Consider the following 20,214-nt stretch of genomic DNA (forward strand, 5'->3'; position numbering starts at 1 on the left):
ACCCGCTCGGACCGATCTGACTTTCCAGGTAACGCCTTTAGGCGTGTGCCTCCTGTCTTTGTTTCGACTCAACTCATGCCAACTGGTGTTCTTCGCCTTCGTAGTACGCCTCTACCCTCGGGTTCATCACCTTTTTCCACAGTGGCGGGATCATGGCCAGGACCACCATGGCGGCGTAGCCGGCGGGGAGCTGGGGTGCTATTTCGTGGTGGCGGAGGACCTGGTAGCGGCGTTTGGCCCAGGCGTGGTGGTCGCTGTGGCGTTGGAGGTGGAACAGGAAGACATTGGTGAGGAAGTAGTTGGAGTTCCAGCTGTGTTCCGGGCCGGTGCGTTCGTAGCGGCCGTTTTCGAGCTTGCGACGGTGGAGGCCGTAGTGTTCGAGGTAGTTGACGATCTCCAGCAGGTTGAGGGCGATGAAGCTCTGGCCGAGGAAGAACGCGGCGCCGAGCCAGCCAAAGGCGACGGTGAAGGCCGTGAAGGCCAGCGCGGTGATGCTGTACCACCAGATGAGTTCGTTGCGCCAGCTGAGGACGCTATGGCCTTTTTTCTCGAGACGTTTGGCTTCCAGTTTCCAGGCGTTGATGAAGTTGCGGGCGTAGGCCTGGGGCAGGAAGTTGTAGAGGGACTGGTTGTAGCGCGAGGACGAGGCGTCTTCCGGGGTGGAGACGTGAACGTGGTGGCCGCGCAGGTGTTCGACTTTGAAGCCGGCGTAGCTGACCAGTGACAGCAGGAAGCCGCCGGCCCAGGTTTCGAGTTTGCCGTCTTTGTGGATGAGTTCGTGGGCAACGTTGATGCCCAGGCCGCCAACGATGCCGACGGAGAAGATCCAGCCGATGCTACCGGCCACATTGAACAGGCCGGACGCCAGTACAAACATGCTCCACACCAGCAACACCGCAAAGGCGGCAACCCAGCCCAGGGTGATGAACTTGTAGAAGCGTTCGGTGTTCATCCGTGGGGTATCGGATTCCTCGTCCGGGTTGAGGGCGTCTTTGCCCAGCAGTAGGTCGAGGATGGGGATGATGCCGAAGACGACCACCGGCACGCCCCAGGCGAACAGGTTGATCCATCCGGTGGCTTGCCCGGCCGCCAACAACAGGGGTGGCAGGGCCAGGGGCAGCATGGCGATCAGGTAGCTGTATTTCTTGAGTGTCAGCAGCACTTTCCGGCGGGCGGACTCGGTGCTCAGGATCAATGGTTTCGTACTCACGTGTTTTCCCTCATCGGCTGTTACTTTCGATCTGGGCGATCGCTTCTTGTTAACTGCATTATTGTCCTACAATATAACAGTCGTCAAGAAAACCGTGGTACTTTTTAATCACTGCATTTATCAATACAGCCCCAATCGCGCTATCTCACTGTGATTGCTCCTCTGTTTCGGGGGCTCCGGCCCCATGCAGTTCCCGGCGGCGGTGCCAGTAATTCATGGCCAGCAGTGCCAGCATCGCGACCACACCGGCGACTTCCACTTGCAGGTCCGGGTAAAAGATTGCGATCACCGCGCCACTCAATGCCAGTCGCATCCAGGGTTTCATGTGAGTGAACAGAAAGCCTTCAAGCGCCGCTGCAAAGGCCGCAAGGGCGAGTATGGCGATGAAGCCGTTCCAGAGAACCAGTGGTAACGGCCCCCCTTCGATGATCACGGGGTTGAACACCATGAACAGCGGAATGAGGTAAAGGCCCTTGGCGAACTTCCAGGCCTGTACGCTGGTTTCCATGGTTTTACTGCCCGCGATCGCCGCCCCCGCGAAGGCGGCCAGCGCCACAGGCGGCGTGACGTTGGAATCCTGGGAGTACCAGAACACCAACAGGTGAGCGACCAACAGCGGGATACCGAACTCGTTGGTCAACGCCGGCCCCACCAGCACGATCAGTACGATGTAGCTGGCAGTCACCGGCAGCCCCAGGCCCAGAATCAGGCTGGCGATGACCACCAGGAACAGCGCCATCAGAATGTTGCCGTCGGCGAACGCGATCATCATTGACGAGAACTTGAGGCCCAGCCCGGTCAGGCCGACCACCGCCACCACAATGCCGGCAATGGCGCAGGCAATGCTGACGGGGACCGCGTTGCGGGCACCCAGTTCGAGGCCCTGCAGCAGTTTTACAACGCCTTCACGCAGCGCATCCGTCAGGGCTTTTCCAAGCTGGTTGTCTGCCCGCCCCTGTTTATAGGCAAGGTACAGGCCGTTCAGCCCGGCGATACCAATGATGCCGACCACGGCATAAAACCCGACCCGCATGGGGGAGATGCCCATCACCAGCAGGTACACCAGCATGATGATCGGCAACAGGAAGTACCAGCCGTAAGCCATCACTTCCCGGAGCTGGGGAAGATCACTGGCAGGCAGGCCTTTCATGCCCTGCTTCACCGCGCAGATATGAACGAGCAGATACACCGTGGCGAAATACAGCAGGGCCGGAAACACACTGACTTTTACGATGTCGAGGTACGGCACACGGGTGTATTCCGCAATCAGGAAGGCGCCGGCGCCCATCAGCGGCGGCATGATCTGGCCACCGGTACTGGCTGCGGCTTCAATGCCGCCCGCCTGGGCCGGACGGAAGCCAAGCTTTTTCATCAACGGAATCGTAAACGCGCCCGTGGTCACCACGTTGGCGATGGCACTGCCGGAGATGGACCCCATGCTGGCCGATGCCAGAACCGCGGCCTTCGCGGGGCCGCCGCGCTGACGGCCGGTGGCCGCAAACGCCAGATCGATGAAGAAGCGGCCTGCGCCGGTCACTTCCAGCATGGCGCCGAACAGTACAAAGATGAACACGAACGTAGCGGCAACGCCCAACGGCAGGCCGAAAATCCCCTCCTGCCCCAGATACAGCTGGGCACCGATACGGTCCAGGGAGTAGCCGCGATGATTGAGAATGCCCGGCAGCCACTCCCCCAGTTCTGACAGCGGCCCACGCTGGCCACTCATCGCGTAGAGAATGGCAATCACACCGATCACTGTCAGCCCGGTACCTACCGCCCGGCGGCTGGCCTCGAGCAAGGTGATGGTGCATACCCAGGCCATGACGATATCGGTCTGGTTCCAGAACCCGGCCCGACCGGTAATCTCATCGAGAAACCAGACCAGATAGAAACCGGATGCTCCCGAGGCGATCAAAAAACCAGTATCAATCAATGCCGTTATAACGCCACGGGGTCGGCCGGGACGGGGCCCAAACAGCAGAAAGCACAGCATCATCACCAACGCCAGGTGAATGCCCCGTTGATAGAACAGTCCCAGAGGTTGAATACCGGCGCTGTACAGCTGAAACAGCGATAGGCCGATACCAATCAGTGCGATCAACCAGAGCAGCGCCCTGGGCCCACTCATTCTGGTTGGCTGCCATTCGCCATTGGTTTTCAGGTAGATGGCCGTTTCTTGACTCATTGAAGCGTTCTTCCTTTATCCCCTGCAGGCCGTACTCGAATCTCAACGAGTTTGTCAGCGGCCAGACGGCTTAGACTCACCACCCGCGAATCCACCTTAATGCGGTGATTCACCGACAAGGCGCCAACGCGCAGCGAGAGACGATTATTGGGTATGGGTACCTGCATATCGACGATGCGATAGCCGTGATCGTCATCCGACGTCAGCGTACCCCGGCCACGGGTATGGCCAAGGCCGGCCGCAAAGTCCGGTGTGTGGCTACTGTCCAGAATCAGCTGGCCCGCTTCCATGCGAAAGCAGTCCGTCACAGGAAACCCCTGCACCGAGTGATTCCAGATCAGGCACCACCGCCCGCCCTCAGGCAGGCCGAGCTGAACCAGCGAGGTTTGGCTGGCATCAGACACCGACAGTTGCCAGACCGCTTTGCTCTGGGCGCTGGCTGCTGTGGGCCATAATCCCCACAGCAGTGACAAGGCCAGGCAACAGACCCGGAAAATCATGGACCCACGAATGACGACGGGTTCCCGATTACTGGCGCAGTGCCTCCGGCACTTCTGCACCTATTTCCTCGTAGTAGCGAATGGCACCCGGGTGGAGAGGAATGGGTGTGGAATCGAGGCTGAACTCCACGGTGGTGTCGTCAGCAGCCGGATGGATCGCCCTCAGAGCCTCAACTTTTTCGAAGAGCAGCTTGGTGATCTTGTAGGCAAGGTCTTCTGACATAGCGCTATTGACGGTAAGGACGTTGGGAATGCCGATCGTTGAAATGTCCGTATCAACACCCTCGTAGGCACCCGCACGCAGCTTGTAGGGGGCAAACACAGGCACTTCCGCTCTGGCGTTGGCGATCTCTTTCTCGGAGAGTGATATCAGTGCAATGTCACGGGTGGTGGCAAGGCTGACAATAGAGCTTGTTGGCGGGCCAACACTCCAGAAACCAGCGTCGATGTCGCCATCGCGAATGGCATCCGCGGACTCATTGAAGTTCAGGCCGCGCTCGTCGAAATCGTCGAAGCTCATGCCGTTGGTTTCCAGCAGCGCCTTGGCGTTCACTTCCGTACCGCTGCCCGGCGCACCGACAGACACACGCTTGCCAGCCAGATCTGCCAGCGACTTAATGCCAGAGTCCGCCAGGGTGACAATCTGAACCGCGTTCGGGTAGAGCGAGGCAATGGCCAGCACGTCCAGCTTGTTGCCGTTGAAACGATCGCCACCGTTGTAGGCCTGATGGACGGTGTCTGCCAGGGCAATCGCCAGATCCGAATCCTGACGATGGACCAGCCCCATATTTTCTACCGAAGCACCGGTAACTTCAGCAACGGCGCTGTACCCCTCAATATGCTGGCTGATCAACTCCGCAAGACCGCCACCGAGAGGGTAATAGGTACCACCGGTGCCGCCCGTGGCAATGGAGAGGTTGGTATCCGCCTGTGCCGGAGAAACACCGATCAGCGCGGTCGCGCCCAGTGCCAGAAATAGCTTTCGCATGTTACTCACCTCGTTCTTGTTGGATTAGCGTCGGGACGTGTGATCCTTTGACGTCTTCATAGGATAGCAGCTTGTATATCAATCTTCGGAGAAGCGTCGATATTGGACATACGGTTAGCTTCGACTTATCCGAAGCCATTGGTACGCTTATGCCTCAGTATAAGCGCGCCTTGATAATCGGCTTCAGAAGATAGCTCAGCAGGGTGCGCTTACCCGTCTGGATATCAACCTGGGCCACCATGCCCGGGCGGATCGGCAAGGTTGTCCCATTGCGCTCCAGATAAGCCTTCTCAGTGCGAATCAGCACCTCGTAGAATGCTTCCTTGCCTCGTGGCGTTTCCTCTTCGATGGTGTCCTCACTGATTTGTTCTACTTCACCTTGGAGGTCACCATAGATGGTGTAGTCATAAGCTGTAATTTTCACGCTGGCAGGCATGCCGGGTGCCACAAAGGCGACATCCTGAGGCCTCACCTTGGCCTCAATCAGCAATTGCCCCTCAATAGGTGTGATTTCCATAATCGGCTCACCGGGCCGAATCACTCCGCCCTCGGTGTTGATCAGAATGTCATTCACTCTGCCTCGCACCGGGGAGTATATGTTCGTACGTTCAAGCTTATCTCGCCTCTGCATCAACTTCTGTTCAAGGGAGCTCACCTCCGCCTGTTTGGCGGACAGTTCGGTGTAGGCATCCTGCACATAGGTGTTGCGCAGTTCTGCCAGCCGCCCGGCCAGGCTGGCAATGGTCTGGCCCAATTTCAGAGACTCCATTTCGCTGACCGAACGTCGCTCGACCAGCGGCTCTACCAGGTCCAGCTGTCGACGCGCCAGACTCATCTCCTTGTTGATTGATCGCTCCGCCTCACGCATCCGCTCACGCCGGGCATGAAATAGCGCTCGTTCTGACTGGACCAGTTCGCCTTCAGGGTCCAGTGTTTCGGGAAAATCAATCTCACTCTTCTCCAGCACTTCGGCTTTCAATCGTGCAATGGATGCGCGCAATACAGCGATCTGACTGGCGATCTCAAGGTAGGCGCTCCGGAACTGCGTATCGTCGAGGCGCACCAGAAGCTGCCCTCGCTCGACACGATCACCACGGCGCACCAGAAGCTCGGCCAGAATACCGCCATCCAGGCTCTGAATGGTCTGCATACGGCTCAGAGGCACAACTTGCCCTTCACCACGAGTCACTTCGTCAACCTCTGCCCAGGCCGACCAGCCGATAAACACCGCAATAACCAACAGGCTGAACCATAGTATCGGATGGCTGGCCCGATAATGGCGGCTAAGGCTCTTGTCGCCCAGCTCACTCAGAATGCGCAATGTTTGAGTATCCCGACTAGCCATCCTGGCGCTCACTTTTCTTCACGGCATCGCGGTTCGGTGCACGCACCAGGTTACCATCAACCACGGCACCCACCGGACCATCCATAACTACCTGTCCATCCCGCAGCACTACAGCGCGCCCGACCAGAGACAGAAGCGCACGCTTATGTGTCGACACCACCAGAGTGCGCCCCACCAGCCAATCCTGCAGGTAATCAATGACGTGCTTTTCGTTGGTCTGGTCGAAGGCTGATGTTGGCTCATCCATCAATACGATACGGGGGTCCTGGAGCAACAGCCGCGCCAGCCCGATCGCCTGCCGCTGGCCACCTGAGACACTGCCACTGCCCTGAATCGGTAGATCCAGGCCCAGCGGATGACTGCGCACGAAAGGCCCCAGGCCTACCGCTTCCAGCTCCGCATGCAAAGTCGCATCATCATGGGCCGCGTTGTCCAGCAGTAGATTTTCACGCAGGGTGCCATAGAACAGCCCGACATCCTGAGGCAGGTATCCGATCGCGCGCCGTCGATCTGCAGGCTCAATCTGGCCCAGATTAACGTCATCCAGAACCACACGCCCTCCATCCGGATCGGTCAGCCCGGCCATCAGGCGCAGTAGCGATGATTTACCAGCGCCGTTTCCGCCCAGCAGGGCCACACGATCACCGGCATGCACCTCCAATGATGAAATGGCCAACGCCGGTGGTGCCTCCTCCGCATAGCGCAAGGTAACCTCTTCCAGTTGATAGTGGCCCTTCAGCGAAGGCTTGTGTGCGAAGGCGCGTCCCGCTGGACGCTCTACCGGCGCGGTCATCAGCTCGTCGAGCCCCTCCATGGCGACTTTAACGTGCTGCCATCTTGTTAGAATGCCGGCCACCTGGGCCATTGGCGCAACCGTGCGCGAAGCAAGAATGGTGCATGCGATCAGCGCACCGATGGTCATATCGCCAGCACCGATCTGGTAAACCCCAACCACTACCACACCAATGTAACAAAGCTGCTGCACCATGATGGCACCGTAGCCAAGCATCGATGAGAGCCGGCGCACCCGCACGCCAACCTCAGCGAGATCCGCTGAGAGGTGCTCCCAAAGCCGGAGGTTGCGCCCCTCGGCCCTGGTCGCTTTGACCGTTTCCAGGTTTTCGATGGACTCCAGCAGCACACCTTGTCGTACGGCGCCCTCGTTCAGATTCTGTCGCGAAAGCTTGGCCAGATACCCCTGAGCCAGAAGCCCCGGCAACACCATCAATATCACGGCGACCAGCGGCACCCAGGCCAACGGGCCACCGATATAGGCAATGACGCCGAGGAACAGGACAACAAAAGGCATGTCGCTGATCGCTCCAATGGTCGAGGACGTGAAGAACTCACGAACCCCCTCAAACTCGCGAATCTGGGAACTGAAGGCCCCCGTGGAGCCAGGCTTAGCCGCCAATTTGAGTTGCATCACTCGATCAAACAGCAGCCCCGAGAGCTGAAGGTCCAGCCCTTTACCTGTCACATCCAGCAGGTGAGCGCGCAAACTTCGCAGCACAAACTCCATCACAATCGCCAACGCCACACCGCTGGCCAGGATCCACAGCGTATCGTATGCGGAAGTCGGCACAACTCGGTCATAGACTTGCATGGCGAAGATTGCCGTCGATATGGCCAGCACATTTGCCATCAATGCCGCGAGGCCAACCTCACCCCATGTGCGCCAACGCTGTTTTAACGGCCCCTTAAGCCAATGTTCGCCCTGCTCCCGAGCGAAGTCGCCTGCTCGCTGGTCGGGCTTATAGGCGTTCCGCGCGACAATGGCACTGCCGGCGTAAGACTGCGCCAGAGAGTCCCGGGTTACTTTTTCTTGGCCACCTCCGCTCTCAGGCACCAGGATTACCGCGTCATCTTCCTGCCACTCCACTACCAACGCAGTACTGCCGTCACGCCGAATCAACAAAGCTGGCAGAAGGCGAGAATCCACCTGTTCGAGAGGCAGCGCCAAAGCGCGCCCTTCGACCCCAACCCGATGCAGCGCCCGCGAGACGAGCGCCAATGGCAGTCGTCCCTGTTCAAGGCCCAGGCCATCACCCAGTTCGGCCACCGTGGCGGTCACACCGAGCTGCCGACAAAGCACCACCAACCCCTCCCTTAAGGGGTCTTCCGGACGTTGCACCTGTTCCTGCTTGCTTGTCATAGCGCTTCGTTTCCGTCATCGACCTTTGAGTTCAATACCTCACCCAATCGGCCCAGCCGAGAAGCGACGCGATATTGAAGACGAACCTTCTGGCTCTCCACTTCACGGATCTGTCGTTCGGTATCAAACATGTCTCGCTGAATAGGGAGCAGATCTTCAATATCCCGAAGCCCGGCCTCGAACTGTTCGTGATACGCCTCAGCAACCTCTTCAGCGCGACGAAGCTGCACCTCAAGGGATTCAAGTCGCCAGCCAAGAACCTCGTGTTGCTCGAACCAGGCGGTAAGTTCCCGACGCAGTTCCCGGCGTGTCGCCCTTTGCTCCCACCTTGCGGCCTCAACCTGACGGCCGGCCGACTCCACGCGACGAAAATTGGAGAGCCCTTGAAACGTGTCTATGCGCAAACGCAGGGCAATCACCGCATCCTCTTCCATACGGCCACCAATCTCGCGACGCATCAATGAGCCCTCCAGATTGAGACGGGGCTTCAGCGCTGCGCGCGACTCTTCACGCCGGGCAATTGCCTCATCCACTTCTTCACGGACCCGCCGGTACTCCGGCGCCTCGGCCACAGCTTTATCCAGTTCTTCGGAGTGCCGCAAAGAGCCAATGATGGCCTTCGGATCAGGTTGGGAAAGATCTTCCGCGGCATAGCCTACAAGTTCGCGAAACTGCGATTGGGCGTCTGCGAGCGCCCCCCGTTCAACGGCCAGTTGTTCCCGGGCACGGGCCAGCTCCAGCTCCGCCCGCCCCGCCTCGGACCGACCAACGTACCCCAGTTCGCTTCGATCATGGCTGAGCTCCGCGAGTTGCCCCAGCCGCGTTATATGACGTCTCACCGCTTCCACTCGTGACTCGTAGAGCAGCACGTCCAGGTAAACCTCGATGATGTCCAGACCTGCCTCGGCACTCGCAATCTTGAGAGCCTCCAGCTTCTGGCGCTCCACCGCTGACGCGCCCTCCACCTTGGAGTTAACTTCTCCCCAGTCGTATAGCGTCTGGCGTGCAGTCACTTCGTAACCGATCTCACCCCACAAGCTATTCTCTGGTCCGGCGCTAGCCTGTACCGTCGGCCAGTAGCCATCAACAGCCATATCAACGTTTATACCTGCAGCTTCAACTTCGGCACGGGCTGCGGCAACGGAAGGGTGGTTAAGCATTCCTCGGTATACCGCCTCTTCCAGACTTATGGCCTCCGAGGGTGATGGCGTCAGCAGGCCGATGCAGGCTACGCCAACGAGCAATGAACCGAAGCTCTTCCCGGGCGTCAAGAGACCTCCACGTTAATACCGTCCTGCACCAGTAACGTGGCGTCATTGAACGAATACTCGGAGTAAGTCACGCCACCACGCACGACCGAAGCACCCACAACCCAACTCTCACTGCCGATATTCAAGGTGTCCTGCTCGTCGCCCTGAACGATCAGCGTGTTGTCTTCGTCCGTCAATTCGATGAGTTCAGCACTATCAAGCGTCAGGGTACTGGAGCCATCACTCTGGCCCAGATCAATCTGCTCAATACCCGTAACAGATCCGGTACCGGGATCGGTCATGTCCAGGTTGATACCCCCATCAAGCATCAGCTCATCGAAGCCGTCGCCACCATCAACCGCCGCGAACTGATCGCTGGTGGTCCAGATAAAGTCATCACCGTTCCCCCCGTTAAAGGTGTCCTGGCCGGCCCCATCTATCAGGGTGTCGCTGCCATCGCCGCCATTCAGCGTGTCATTACCTGAACCTCCCCGGATGAGGTCGTTCCCACCCCCGCCGAAAAGATCGTCATTTCCGTCGTAGCCATACAGGCGCTCGCCTTCTCCTGAGCCAATAAGCGTATCGTTACCGTCGCCGCCCTCGATGATTTCGTCGGAGCCCAGAAGCGTTTTCAGAACATCGACCGAGGTCAACTGGCCAAGCGAGGCAGAGTCGGTGAGGCCGTCGGCATTGGTGGCCGTGATGCTGGTGGCAGCCAGCAAGTCTGCCTGCACATCGATATCGAGACCCAAAAGGGACTGGCCATTCTCGAAGCTTACGGTAGCCAGGAACTCATTAATGGCGAAGTTGTCGATGTCACCATCATCGGCCGCCGTAATGGTCAGCACTGATGAGGGCGCAACCAGGCCCAGCAAGCCTGGGTCGTTTTCCACACGAAACTGCAGTCCAAGTTCATCTGCCAGTTGCGATGATGCCGTCAAACTCTGCTCGTCAAGGTTGACGCTGAGTATTGGTTGGTAGGCCACTTCGACGGAGCGAAGCTTGCCTCCCGCATCCACCGCAGTGAAATCCTGATTGTTGAGATTAAACAGGCCAAGCGCTTCCACGCCAACGACGCCCAGCAACGCGGAGGTGTCAACCTGGACAACAGGCGCAGCCTGACCGGGCGATGGCGCCGGTGGTGTACCACCAGTACTGTCAAATTCCACCTGGGCATCAGCCGTGTCGCCATCGCTGTCCGAAACCCCGGCAGTAACCGTGGTCGTCCCTCCTACCAGGTCGGTATCAGCCGTGGCTTCGTCCACAAGAAGGTTACCCTGGTTGAGCAGAGCGGCAATCACGTCCTGATCAGTGGCAGCGCCCTCGATCAGGTCAACGCCTTCCACCACGATTTCCTGATCAACCTCTGCAGCATTAAAGCCCCCGAGAAACCCTCCGGTACTGCTAATGGAAATCGTGGTATCCGTACCATCAAACGCGAAATGCAGATAATTCGCCAGGTTGCCAGGATTCGATCCAATCCGACCTTCACCCTGCAACAAACCGGTCAAGTCGAGTATGTCGCCATCAGCAGCCACCGAGACGAAGTTGAAGTCGGCCACGGTATCGACCACTGGCGTACCAGCCACCCCTTGATGACCGTCTTCCCAACGGAACACATCACGACCAGAGCCTCCAGTCAGAATATCCGCGCCGGTGCCACCGATCAGAATATCATTACCGTCTCCCCCATCGAGCGTGTCGTCGCCAGCGCCGGCACGCAAGATGTCCGAGCCACCAAGACCGTTGAGACTGTCGTTCCCATCGTAGCCATAAGAACGATCTGAGCCCTCAGTACCAGTCAGTGAGTTATTTCCACCATCCCCTTCGACCAGATAATCCGGCGAATTATCGTTCAGAAGATTGAGCGCCAAAAGATCGCTACTGCTCTCGCTAACCGTATTATTCTGGGAATCAGTCGCTTCGATAGAAAGTGTCGGCGCCACGCCCACGTTGAGAACCGGATTGGTGAAATAAACTGATCCCAGATACTCATTGAGCTGCTGATTATCGAGGGCGCCTCCGTCCGCGGCTGAAATGGTCATAGACGCGGTCAGTCCCAACAACGCCCCGAGATCGTCGGTTTCTATAGAGAAGCCGAACTCTTCGGCCAGGCCCTCCGACCCTCGAAAACCGGAGGGCCCCAAATTAACGCTGAGAACGGTAAAGCTAAGGGTAACTGACTCGATATCATTGTTGTTATCGGTTGCCGCGAACGCTTGTTGCTCGCTGAAATTAACCAGCTCTAGCGCATCTACGCCAACCAACCCCAGGAGGCTATTCGAATCGCCCAAAGACACCTCGGGGCCGACCATTTGTTCAACCGGCAACTGAGAAACGCCTGTGTGCGTGTACTCATAACTGCCATCAAACATATTCACCACCAACGACTCACCTTTGACCGTCCGGACCGTGAGTTCTCCAGTGGTGGGGTTGTAGTTCTCCGAAGAGAACGTCAGGACGCTATCAGTGGTCCCACTCGCCGACACTGTATTAGTCGCGGAGTCGAGTTCAAAGGTATAGCCATCAACCGTTACCGAGGAAATATGCCCACCATCGGCGCCAAACGACTCGACAAACGAACCGTTCTCCGTCGTTGGTGCAGAAGTGATATTGAATAATACCGGGTCTGCCGCCACCGGCATGTCATCCTCGACATTTACGGCCAGCGTGCCATCTTCACTGGTATTGCCTGCGGCATCCGTCATACTGACGCCGAAGTTCAATGTCAGGACATCTTCAACACCTTCGCCGGGGTGGTCCAGCGGCGCCTCCAGCGTAAAACTGTATGCGCCCGCCGTTGTTAACGTCAGGGTAGCAACGGTACCAGCGCTGACGGTAGAACCCGTCAACGTATAGGTGTCTCCCGAGAACGCGCCCTGCCAGGACACGGCCTCCCCACCGGCGGTAACCGGTGGAGGCTCGCTGACCGAGACCTCGGAGATGCCAGTGTCCTCCGTAATAGACAAAGTGCCGCCCACAGTAGCGGAGTTCCCGGTGTCACTGGGCGTGCCGGTATTATCCGGCTCGCCACCCGGCAGGCCCTCTTCCGAAACAGCATTAAGGGCATCGCCGACAACCGGGACCGTGGTGTCCACATTCACCCCGATAAGGCTGCCGTTGCCACTGGTGTTGCCCGACCCATCAGTCTGACGTACCAGCACATTCCCTTCGGCGTACTCGCCGGCCGGAAGCTCAAAGCCGTTCCCCGTACCGTCGTTCCAGGTGGCCCCTCCGTCGGTGGAGTACGACCAGGTGGCTCCGGATTCCAGGCCGCCGACCGTGACCGTACCATCACTGGTCACACCATCGCCGTCTGTGCCCGTGTCGTTCGCCAGAGACAGCGTCGGCGTATCCGGAGCCACCGTGTCCACGGTCAGGTCGAACGCGCTACTGACTGGTGATTCGTTGCCTGCCACATCCGTCGCGGTGGCCGTGAAGTTGTGGCCGCCCTCCGCCAGGGCAGGTGTTTCAAAGCTCCAGTTACCCCCGGTATCCGTCACTGTCGTACCAATCGCGTTACCATCCTGGAACACTGTCACCGTACTGCCCGCTTCCGCAGTACCACTTAAGATCGGAGTGGTCTCATCGGTGCTCGACCCACTCAGTAGACCACCCGTCACATCACCGGTATCGTCAGCGGCGGAATCAATCGTCGGAGCATCCGGGGCATCCAAATCCAGCGTAAACGTGACCTCGTTGGAGGCCAGCGAGGCGTTGCCCGCCTCGTCGGTGATCTCCGCCACGGCGTTCGACAGCCCTTCGGCAAACGGGCCTGTCAGATCCAGAGCCACGTCGCCGGCGATCAGGTCTGCCCCGGTCACCAGGTGCTCGAACGTGTGATCAACCCCGTTGCCATCGGTCAGGGTAACCCTGACGGTGTCCCCTTCCTCGGTGCCGACCGTCAGGCTGACCACCGCCTGGATGCCGTCACCCAGCTCATCGTTGCCGATGAAGCCATTGTCCGCTTCGGGGATCAGCAGTGTGGGCGCATCCGTGCCGTCCGCACCTCCAGGGCTGGTGTTGTCCACGGTCACCCCGATCAGGCTGCCGTTATCGCTGGTGTTACCCGATTCATCCGTCTGGCGTGCCAGTACCTCCCCTTCGGCGTACTCACCCGCCGCAAGCTCGAAGCCGTTCCCGGTACCCTCGTTCCAGGTCGCACCGCCGTCGGTGGAGTACGACCAGGTGGCGCCCGGTTCCAGGCCACCAACCGTGACGGTGCCGTCGATGGTCACGCCATCGCCGTCTGCGCCGGTGTCGTTTGCAAGGTCCAACGTCGGGGCATCCGGAGCTACGGTGTCCACGGTGATCGTGACCGGGTCACTGGTATTTCCAGCTTCATCCGTGGCCGTCACGCTGACGTCGGTGCCATCGGCCAAGGGCGTATCCGGCGTCACCGACCAGAGGCCATCCACATCGGCTTCGAGGGTATAATCCGCCGTACCGTCTCCATCCGTGTCGATGTTCACCGTGCTGCCCGGCTCCGCCGTGCCGGTCAGGTCACCATTCCCGGCCGGATCAACGGTCACCGACGGCGCCGTGGTATCAATCGTCAGCGTGCCGCTGACGCTTCCGACGTTGCCCGACGCACCCGTGGCGGTTACCTCAACGGTGTAATCACCCTCGGCCAGGGACAGCAACTGGTCATCCGCCAGGGTCCAGGTGCCATCGCCATTATTGGTGGCGCTGTAGTCATTACCGTCCACCGTCACGGTGATGTCGGCGGTCGCATTGTCCACCGTTCCGCTCAATGCCGGTGTCGTGTCGTTCGTGGACAACCGGTCGAAGGTCACCGCCGGCACGGAGGTATCCACGGTGAGGGTGCCGGTGTTTGACCCTTCGTTACCCGCCGGGTCAACGGCGGTTGCCGTGACGGTGTAATCCCCGGCACCCAGCGCCGGCACGGTGTCGTCGGCCAGGGTCCAGGTGCCATCGCCATTATTGGTGGCGCTGTAGTCGTTACCGTTCACGGTCACGGTGACGTCGGCACTTGCGTCGTCCACCGTGCCGGTCAGCGCCGGTGTGGTGTCGTTGGTGGTCCGGGGGTTCACGCCCACGGACGGAGCCGTCTGATCCAGCGTGGTGGTACTCACTACCGAGCCACTGTTGCCAGCCTCGTCCGTCACCGTCATGGTCACGGTGAGTTCACCATCAGCCAGTCCGCTCAGATCCTGGCCGGTCACGCTGACGTTGCCGCTGCCATCGACGCTGATCGCGCTGGCAGCAACCGTGACAATGGCGGATACACCGTCGGTGATCTCGATACTGTCAACGGTCGCGCCCGCTTCCACCTGGCCGTTCAGGCTGACGGCGCTCGCGTCGGCGGTTCCCAACAGGCCATCACCACCATCCTCGAAGGCGATGCTGTTAGCGCCCGCCTCCGGAACCGTTGTATCCAGCGTGAAGGTGACCTCGTTGGAGGCCAGCGAGGCGTTGCCCGCTTCGTCGGTAATCACCGCCACGGCGTTCGACAGCCCTTCGGCAAACGGGCCTGTCAGATCCAGAGCCACGTCGCCGGCGATCAGGTCTGCCCCGGTCACCAGGTGCTCGAACGTGTGATCAACCCCGTTGCCATCGGTCAGGGTAACCCTGACGGTGTCCCCTTCCTCGGTGCCGACCGTCAGGCTGACCACCGCCTGGATGCCATCACCCAGCTCATCGTTGCCGATGAAGCCGTTGTCCGCTTCGGGGATCAGCAGCGTGGGCGCATCCGTGCCGTCCGCACCTCCAGGGCTGGTGTTGTCCACGGTCACCCCGATCAGGCTGCCGTTATCGCTGGTGTTACCCGATTCATCCGTCTGGCGCGCCAACACATCGCCTTCGGCGTACTGGCCCGCCGCAAGCTCGAAGCCGTTCCCGGTACCCTCGTTCCAGGTCGCACCGCCGTCGGTGGAATACGACCAGGTGGCGCCCGGTTCCAGGCCACCAACCGTGACGGTGCCGTCGATGGTCACGCCATCGCCGTCTGCGCCGGTGTCGTTTGCAAGGTCCAACGTCGGGGCATCCGGAGCTACGGTGTCCACGGTGATCGTGACCGGGTCACTGGTGTTACCGGCCTCGTCGGTGGCTGTCACGCTGACGTCGGTACCATCGGCCAAGGGCGTATCCGGCGTCACCGACCAGAGGCCATCCACATCGGCTTCGAGGGTATAATCCGCCGCACCGTCTCCATCCGTGTCGATGTTCACCGTGCTGCCCGGCTCCGCCGTGCCGGTCAGGTCACCATTCCCGGCCGGATCAACGGTCACCGACGGCGCCGTGGTATCAATCGTCAGCGTGCCGCTGACGCTTCCGACGTTGCCCGACGCACCCGTGGCGGTTACCTCAACGGTGTAATCACCCTCGGCCAGGGACAGCAACTGGTCATCCGCCAGGGTCCAGGTGCCATCGCCATTATTGGTGGCGCTGTAGTCATTACCGTCCACCGTCACGGTGATGTCGGCGGTCGCATTGTCCACCGTTCCGCTCAATGCCGGTGTCGTGTCGTTCGTGGACAACCGGTCGAAGGTCACCGCCGGCACGGAGGTATCCACGGTGAGGGTGCCGGTGTTTGACCCTTCGTTACCCGCCGGGTCAACGGCGGTTGCCGTGACGGTGTAATCCCCGGCACCCAGCGCCGGCACGGTGTCGTCGGCCAGGGTCCAGGTGCCATCGCCATTATTGGTGGCGCTGTAGTCGTTACCGTTCACGGTCACGGTGACGTCGGCACTTGCGTCGTCCACCGTGCCGGTCAGCGCCGGTGTGGTGTCGTTGGTGGTCCGGGGGTTCACGCCCACGGACGGAGCCGTCTGATCCAGCGTGGTGGTACTCACTACCGAGCCACTGTTGCCAGCCTCGTCCGTCACCGTCATGGTCACGGTGAGTTCACCATCAGCCAGTCCGCTCAGATCCTGGCCGGTCACGCTGACGTTGCCGCTGCCATCGACGCTGATCGCGCTGGCAGCAACCGTGACAATGGCGGATACACCGTCGGTGATCTCGATACTGTCAACGGTCGCGCCCGCTTCCACCTGGCCGTTCAGGCTGACGGCGCTCGCGTCGGCGGTTCCCAACAGGCCATCACCACCATCCTCGAAGGCGATGCTGTTAGCGCCCGCCTCCGGAACCGTTGTATCCAGCGTGAAGGTGACCTCGTTGGAGGCCAGCGAGGCGTTGCCCGCTTCGTCGGTAATCACCGCCACGGCGTTCGACAGCCCTTCGGCAAACGGGCCTGTCAGATCCAGAGCCACGTCGCCGGCGATCAGGTCTGCCCCGGTCACCAGGTGCTCGAACGTGTGATCAACCCCGTTGCCATCGGTCAGGGTAACCCTGACGGTGTCCCCTTCCTCGGTGCCGACCGTCAGGCTGACCACCGCCTGGATGCCATCACCCAGCTCATCGTTGCCGATGAAGCCGTTGTCCGCTTCGGGGATCAGCAGCGTGGGCGCATCCGTGCCGTCCGCACCTCCAGGGCTGGTGTTGTCCACGGTCACCCCGATCAGGCTGCCGTTATCGCTGGTGTTACCCGATTCATCCGTCTGGCGCGCCAACACATCGCCTTCGGCGTACTGGCCCGCCGCAAGCTCGAAGCCAGTGCCGGTACCCTCGTTCCAGGTCGCACCGCCGTCGGTGGAATACGACCAGGTGGCGCCCGGCTCGAGGCCACCGACCGTGACCATGCCGTCGATGGTCACGCCATCGCCGTCTGCGCCGGTGTCGTTTGCAAGCGCCAGCGTCGGCGCATCCGGGGCAACCGTGTCCACGGTCAGGTCGAACGTCGTACTGACGGGTGATTCGTTCCCAGCCCCATCCGTCGCTGTGGCTGTGAAGCTGTGGCCACCTTCGCCCAGGGCCGGCGTTTCAAAACTCCAGTTGCCCCCGGTATCCGCTACCGTCGTACCGATCGCGTTACCATCCAGGAACACTGTCACCGTACTGCCCGCTTCGGCAGTACCACTTAAGACCGGAGTGGTCTCATCGGTGCTCGATCCGCTCGGTAGATCACCCGTCACAACACCGGCATTGTCAGTGGCTGTATCAATCGTCGGAATATGCGGAGCATTTGCACTGGCCGGCGCAGACACGTTGCCCGCCCGATCAGTAACGGTGACCTCAACACTTTCGCCTTTGGTCAACGGTTCATCCAGGCTGATACTGTATTGACCGTCATCGCCAACAGTGGCACTGCCAAGTTCACTACCATTACCATCACTGACAGTGACGACGCTGCCGGGTTCGGCGGTACCACTAATTTCGTCACCGGCGTCATTAAAACTGACGCTCGGGCTATCCGGAACGGTCATGTCAGGCGCGGTAACTGTGGTTTGGGCATACACGTTGCCGGCCCGATCGATGGCAGTAACAACCATCACTTCGCCGTTGGTTAGCGGCTCTTTCAAGGTGACACTGTATCGACCATCGCTACCGACGGCAGCCCTGCCCAGCTCGATACCGCTGATGGCATAGGCGACGACCACGGTGCTACCCGGTTCAGCAATGCCGCTAACCTGGTCACCAGTATCGCTAACGCTGGCCCGGGATACGTCAGGAACGCCATCGTCTATGGGGTCGCCAGATGAAGATCCACCAGAGGACCCAGCAGCTACTGCGCCGGCTACCGCGGCAGCCCCGCCAATCCCGGCCAGCAGCCACCAACCGGATCCATCACCGGCACTCGCAATCGCAATTTCACCAACGTTTATCTCAGCAAAGGAAAACTCAGACCAGGGCGAATCGTACTGCCCCCACCAAAAAATATCGCTGGAGTCTTTGAGAACCAGTTCGTTTCTCTGGTCGTCACCAGGAGCGAAAAACCCCTCGACGACGATCGACTCTCCCGACGTGAGGGTGACCAGCAAGTCATCTGCACGGGCGTCAATGGAGGCAATTTCCTCGGGGCCAACCGAAAGCGTTATGACACTGTTAGTCGGGTTGTCCAAGGCGTTGAGCTCTACTTCTGAGCTCTGACCAGTTTCCTTGCTGGTCACCATCACCGTTGTCAGGTCACTCATGCTCACCCCCAATAACAAACTCGTTAAGCGCTCTGTTAAAGCCTTGGCCGCACTTTCTAACTCTTACACTGCTTAAGAAGATCCGCCGTCGACTCGCCGCAGCCCTCTGCTATCATTGCGGCGTCACCTCCGCAGGTGGCGTGGCGATCAATGTCTGAGCCAAGTTCTCACAAGTGTGTCTGCGCCAGTGGGTCGACGAGACCTCGCCTCCAGGCGTGAAAACAATTTTGTATTGACAGACCAACTGACTGGCGCCGCCCGCGATGGGGAAGTTGACGTTATAGTGCCAGTGGGAAAGATCGCCGTGAGAGGTACGGTCGGAGGGCGGCCCTAACACCGCCTCTACTTGACTGCCAGACATCCCAGAGGAGATATTCCCGAGATTCAGGATGCTGTAATCACGCCCTATGCGTATCGACTTTTCGCCCAGCTCGGTAGGTTGGACGTTTTCGTCGGGGAAAGGTAACTCCGTGGAACTTGCTGAAAACGAGAGAATCGCAAAAAGGCTCGCGATCACTCTAGAAACAGGCATAAATCTCATGGGGCTCATCCGTGCCTCCTTGCTGCCCAGCTTCCCTCAGAAGCACAAACGTCAGCTTACTGATCCATAACGCTTCATTGATTTGCATGACAAGCGTCATGAAACAGACCAATTAACGTTTAAAGATTAAAAACGATTCACTAGAATCAAGCTAGCAGTAAATATCATTTCTACCAAATCAGAAGTTGCATCAACGTAAGCCTGCGCGGTTTAACCCGGTTCTATGATGCGCGGTGCAGAGCCTGTCTCCACATTCCCTGACAAATACTCTCGATACGCTGTATTAAGTCATCCGTCACACCATTAATATAGAAGCCACGTTATACGCCTGAGAGATACAAAGGCCCTCTATATATGGATTTCCAGATCCCCAACACGCTAGCCAAACAGATTGCCAATTACCTTGCCGAACGCATCATGACAGGGCAGATAAAGCCCGGGGAGCGATTACAGGAGGCGACCACCGCAACAGAGCTCAAGGTGAGCCGCGCGTCAGTGAAGGAAGCCCTTTACACCCTGGAACGCTGGCACCTGATTGAAATTACCCCTCGTAGGGGCGCGTCGGCCACCAAACTTGATGCGGCGCATGCCTCAGAGCTCTACGACGTTTATATGCATCTGCTGATCATGCTGGCCCAGCGCCTGTGTGAGCGTTGGCGGGAAGAGGACAAAACAGCCTTATTATCGGCAGTTGGTCACGTCACTGAACAGATGCAGCGCAAGGACGCCAATATCACGGCCATTGTGGAAGCGAGCTTTGAAGTGATGGATGTTTGCTGCCAGGTGGTGGGTAACCCCTACCTCACCGAGGCGCTGACCAACTTCAAACCGGCCGTCAGCCGGGCCTACTATTTAAGCGCGGATCGGTACCGGCAGGATCTCGATCGCACCGGACATTTCTTTACCAACCTGAAGAAGGCCATCCTGGCGCGGGATGCCGGTGAATCCGAAGCACTGGTGGCGGATTTCGGCGCCCATCAAAAAGCGCTTATCCAGCAGGCGCTGGCCTCTTCGGCCTGACCGGGTCTGTGACTCAACTCACAGACA

At 59.4% G+C, this 20,214-nt stretch carries 10 protein-coding genes; 1 reads left to right on the plus strand and 9 read right to left on the minus strand.

The window, feature by feature from the left end; all coding sequences use genetic code 11:
- Positions 1–73 precede the first annotated feature (73 nt).
- From MDG893_RS16425 to bamE, 9 genes are all read right to left on the minus strand, one after another.
- Positions 74–1,123 (minus strand): alkane 1-monooxygenase, encoded by a 1,050-nt coding sequence (locus MDG893_RS16425; RefSeq protein WP_244264444.1) that lies wholly within the window; start codon positions 1,121–1,123, stop codon positions 74–76.
- A 232-nt stretch (positions 1,124–1,355) separates the two neighbouring features.
- Entirely contained in the window at positions 1,356–3,395 is a 2,040-nt protein-coding gene (locus MDG893_RS16430; RefSeq protein ID WP_007154943.1) for a TRAP transporter permease, read from the minus strand.
- Positions 3,392–3,955 (minus strand): DUF1850 domain-containing protein, encoded by a 564-nt coding sequence (locus MDG893_RS16435; protein WP_157132863.1) that lies wholly within the window; start codon positions 3,953–3,955, stop codon positions 3,392–3,394. Before MDG893_RS16435 ends, MDG893_RS16430 begins: the two co-directional genes overlap by 4 nt.
- Positions 3,924–4,883, minus strand: coding sequence for a TAXI family TRAP transporter solute-binding subunit (locus MDG893_RS16440; protein WP_007154945.1), 960 nt, complete (start codon positions 4,881–4,883; stop codon positions 3,924–3,926). The genes MDG893_RS16435 and MDG893_RS16440 overlap by 32 nt, the downstream gene beginning before the upstream one ends.
- A gap of 154 nt (positions 4,884–5,037) precedes the next feature.
- Complete coding sequence (locus tag MDG893_RS16445) at positions 5,038–6,228, minus strand: HlyD family type I secretion periplasmic adaptor subunit (protein WP_040474705.1); 1,191 nt, start codon at positions 6,226–6,228, stop codon at positions 5,038–5,040.
- Positions 6,221–8,383 carry a type I secretion system permease/ATPase gene (locus MDG893_RS16450; RefSeq protein ID WP_007154947.1) on the minus strand — a complete coding sequence of 721 codons (2,163 nt, stop codon included), beginning with the start codon at positions 8,381–8,383 and terminating at the stop codon, positions 6,221–6,223. The genes MDG893_RS16445 and MDG893_RS16450 overlap by 8 nt, the downstream gene beginning before the upstream one ends.
- Positions 8,380–9,654 carry a TolC family protein gene (locus MDG893_RS16455; RefSeq protein ID WP_040474706.1) on the minus strand — a complete coding sequence of 425 codons (1,275 nt, stop codon included), beginning with the start codon at positions 9,652–9,654 and terminating at the stop codon, positions 8,380–8,382. Before MDG893_RS16455 ends, MDG893_RS16450 begins: the two co-directional genes overlap by 4 nt.
- Positions 9,651–18,626, minus strand: a complete 8,976-nt coding sequence (locus tag MDG893_RS16460) for an Ig-like domain-containing protein (RefSeq protein ID WP_007154949.1) — start codon at positions 18,624–18,626, stop codon at positions 9,651–9,653. The genes MDG893_RS16455 and MDG893_RS16460 overlap by 4 nt, the downstream gene beginning before the upstream one ends.
- Before the next feature lie 112 nt (positions 18,627–18,738).
- Positions 18,739–19,176: an outer membrane protein assembly factor BamE domain-containing protein gene (bamE, locus tag MDG893_RS20535; RefSeq protein WP_007154950.1), complete on the minus strand. Its 438-nt coding sequence runs from the start codon at positions 19,174–19,176 to the stop codon at positions 18,739–18,741.
- A 345-nt stretch (positions 19,177–19,521) separates the two neighbouring features.
- Here bamE and MDG893_RS16470 point away from each other — a divergent pair, with 345 nt between their 5' ends.
- Positions 19,522–20,187: a GntR family transcriptional regulator gene (locus MDG893_RS16470; protein WP_007154951.1), complete on the plus strand. Its 666-nt coding sequence runs from the start codon at positions 19,522–19,524 to the stop codon at positions 20,185–20,187.
- Positions 20,188–20,214 lie beyond the last annotated feature (27 nt).

It is taken from the genome of Marinobacter algicola DG893 (assembly GCF_000170835.1).
GTDB classification, from domain to species: domain Bacteria; phylum Pseudomonadota; class Gammaproteobacteria; order Pseudomonadales; family Oleiphilaceae; genus Marinobacter; species Marinobacter algicola.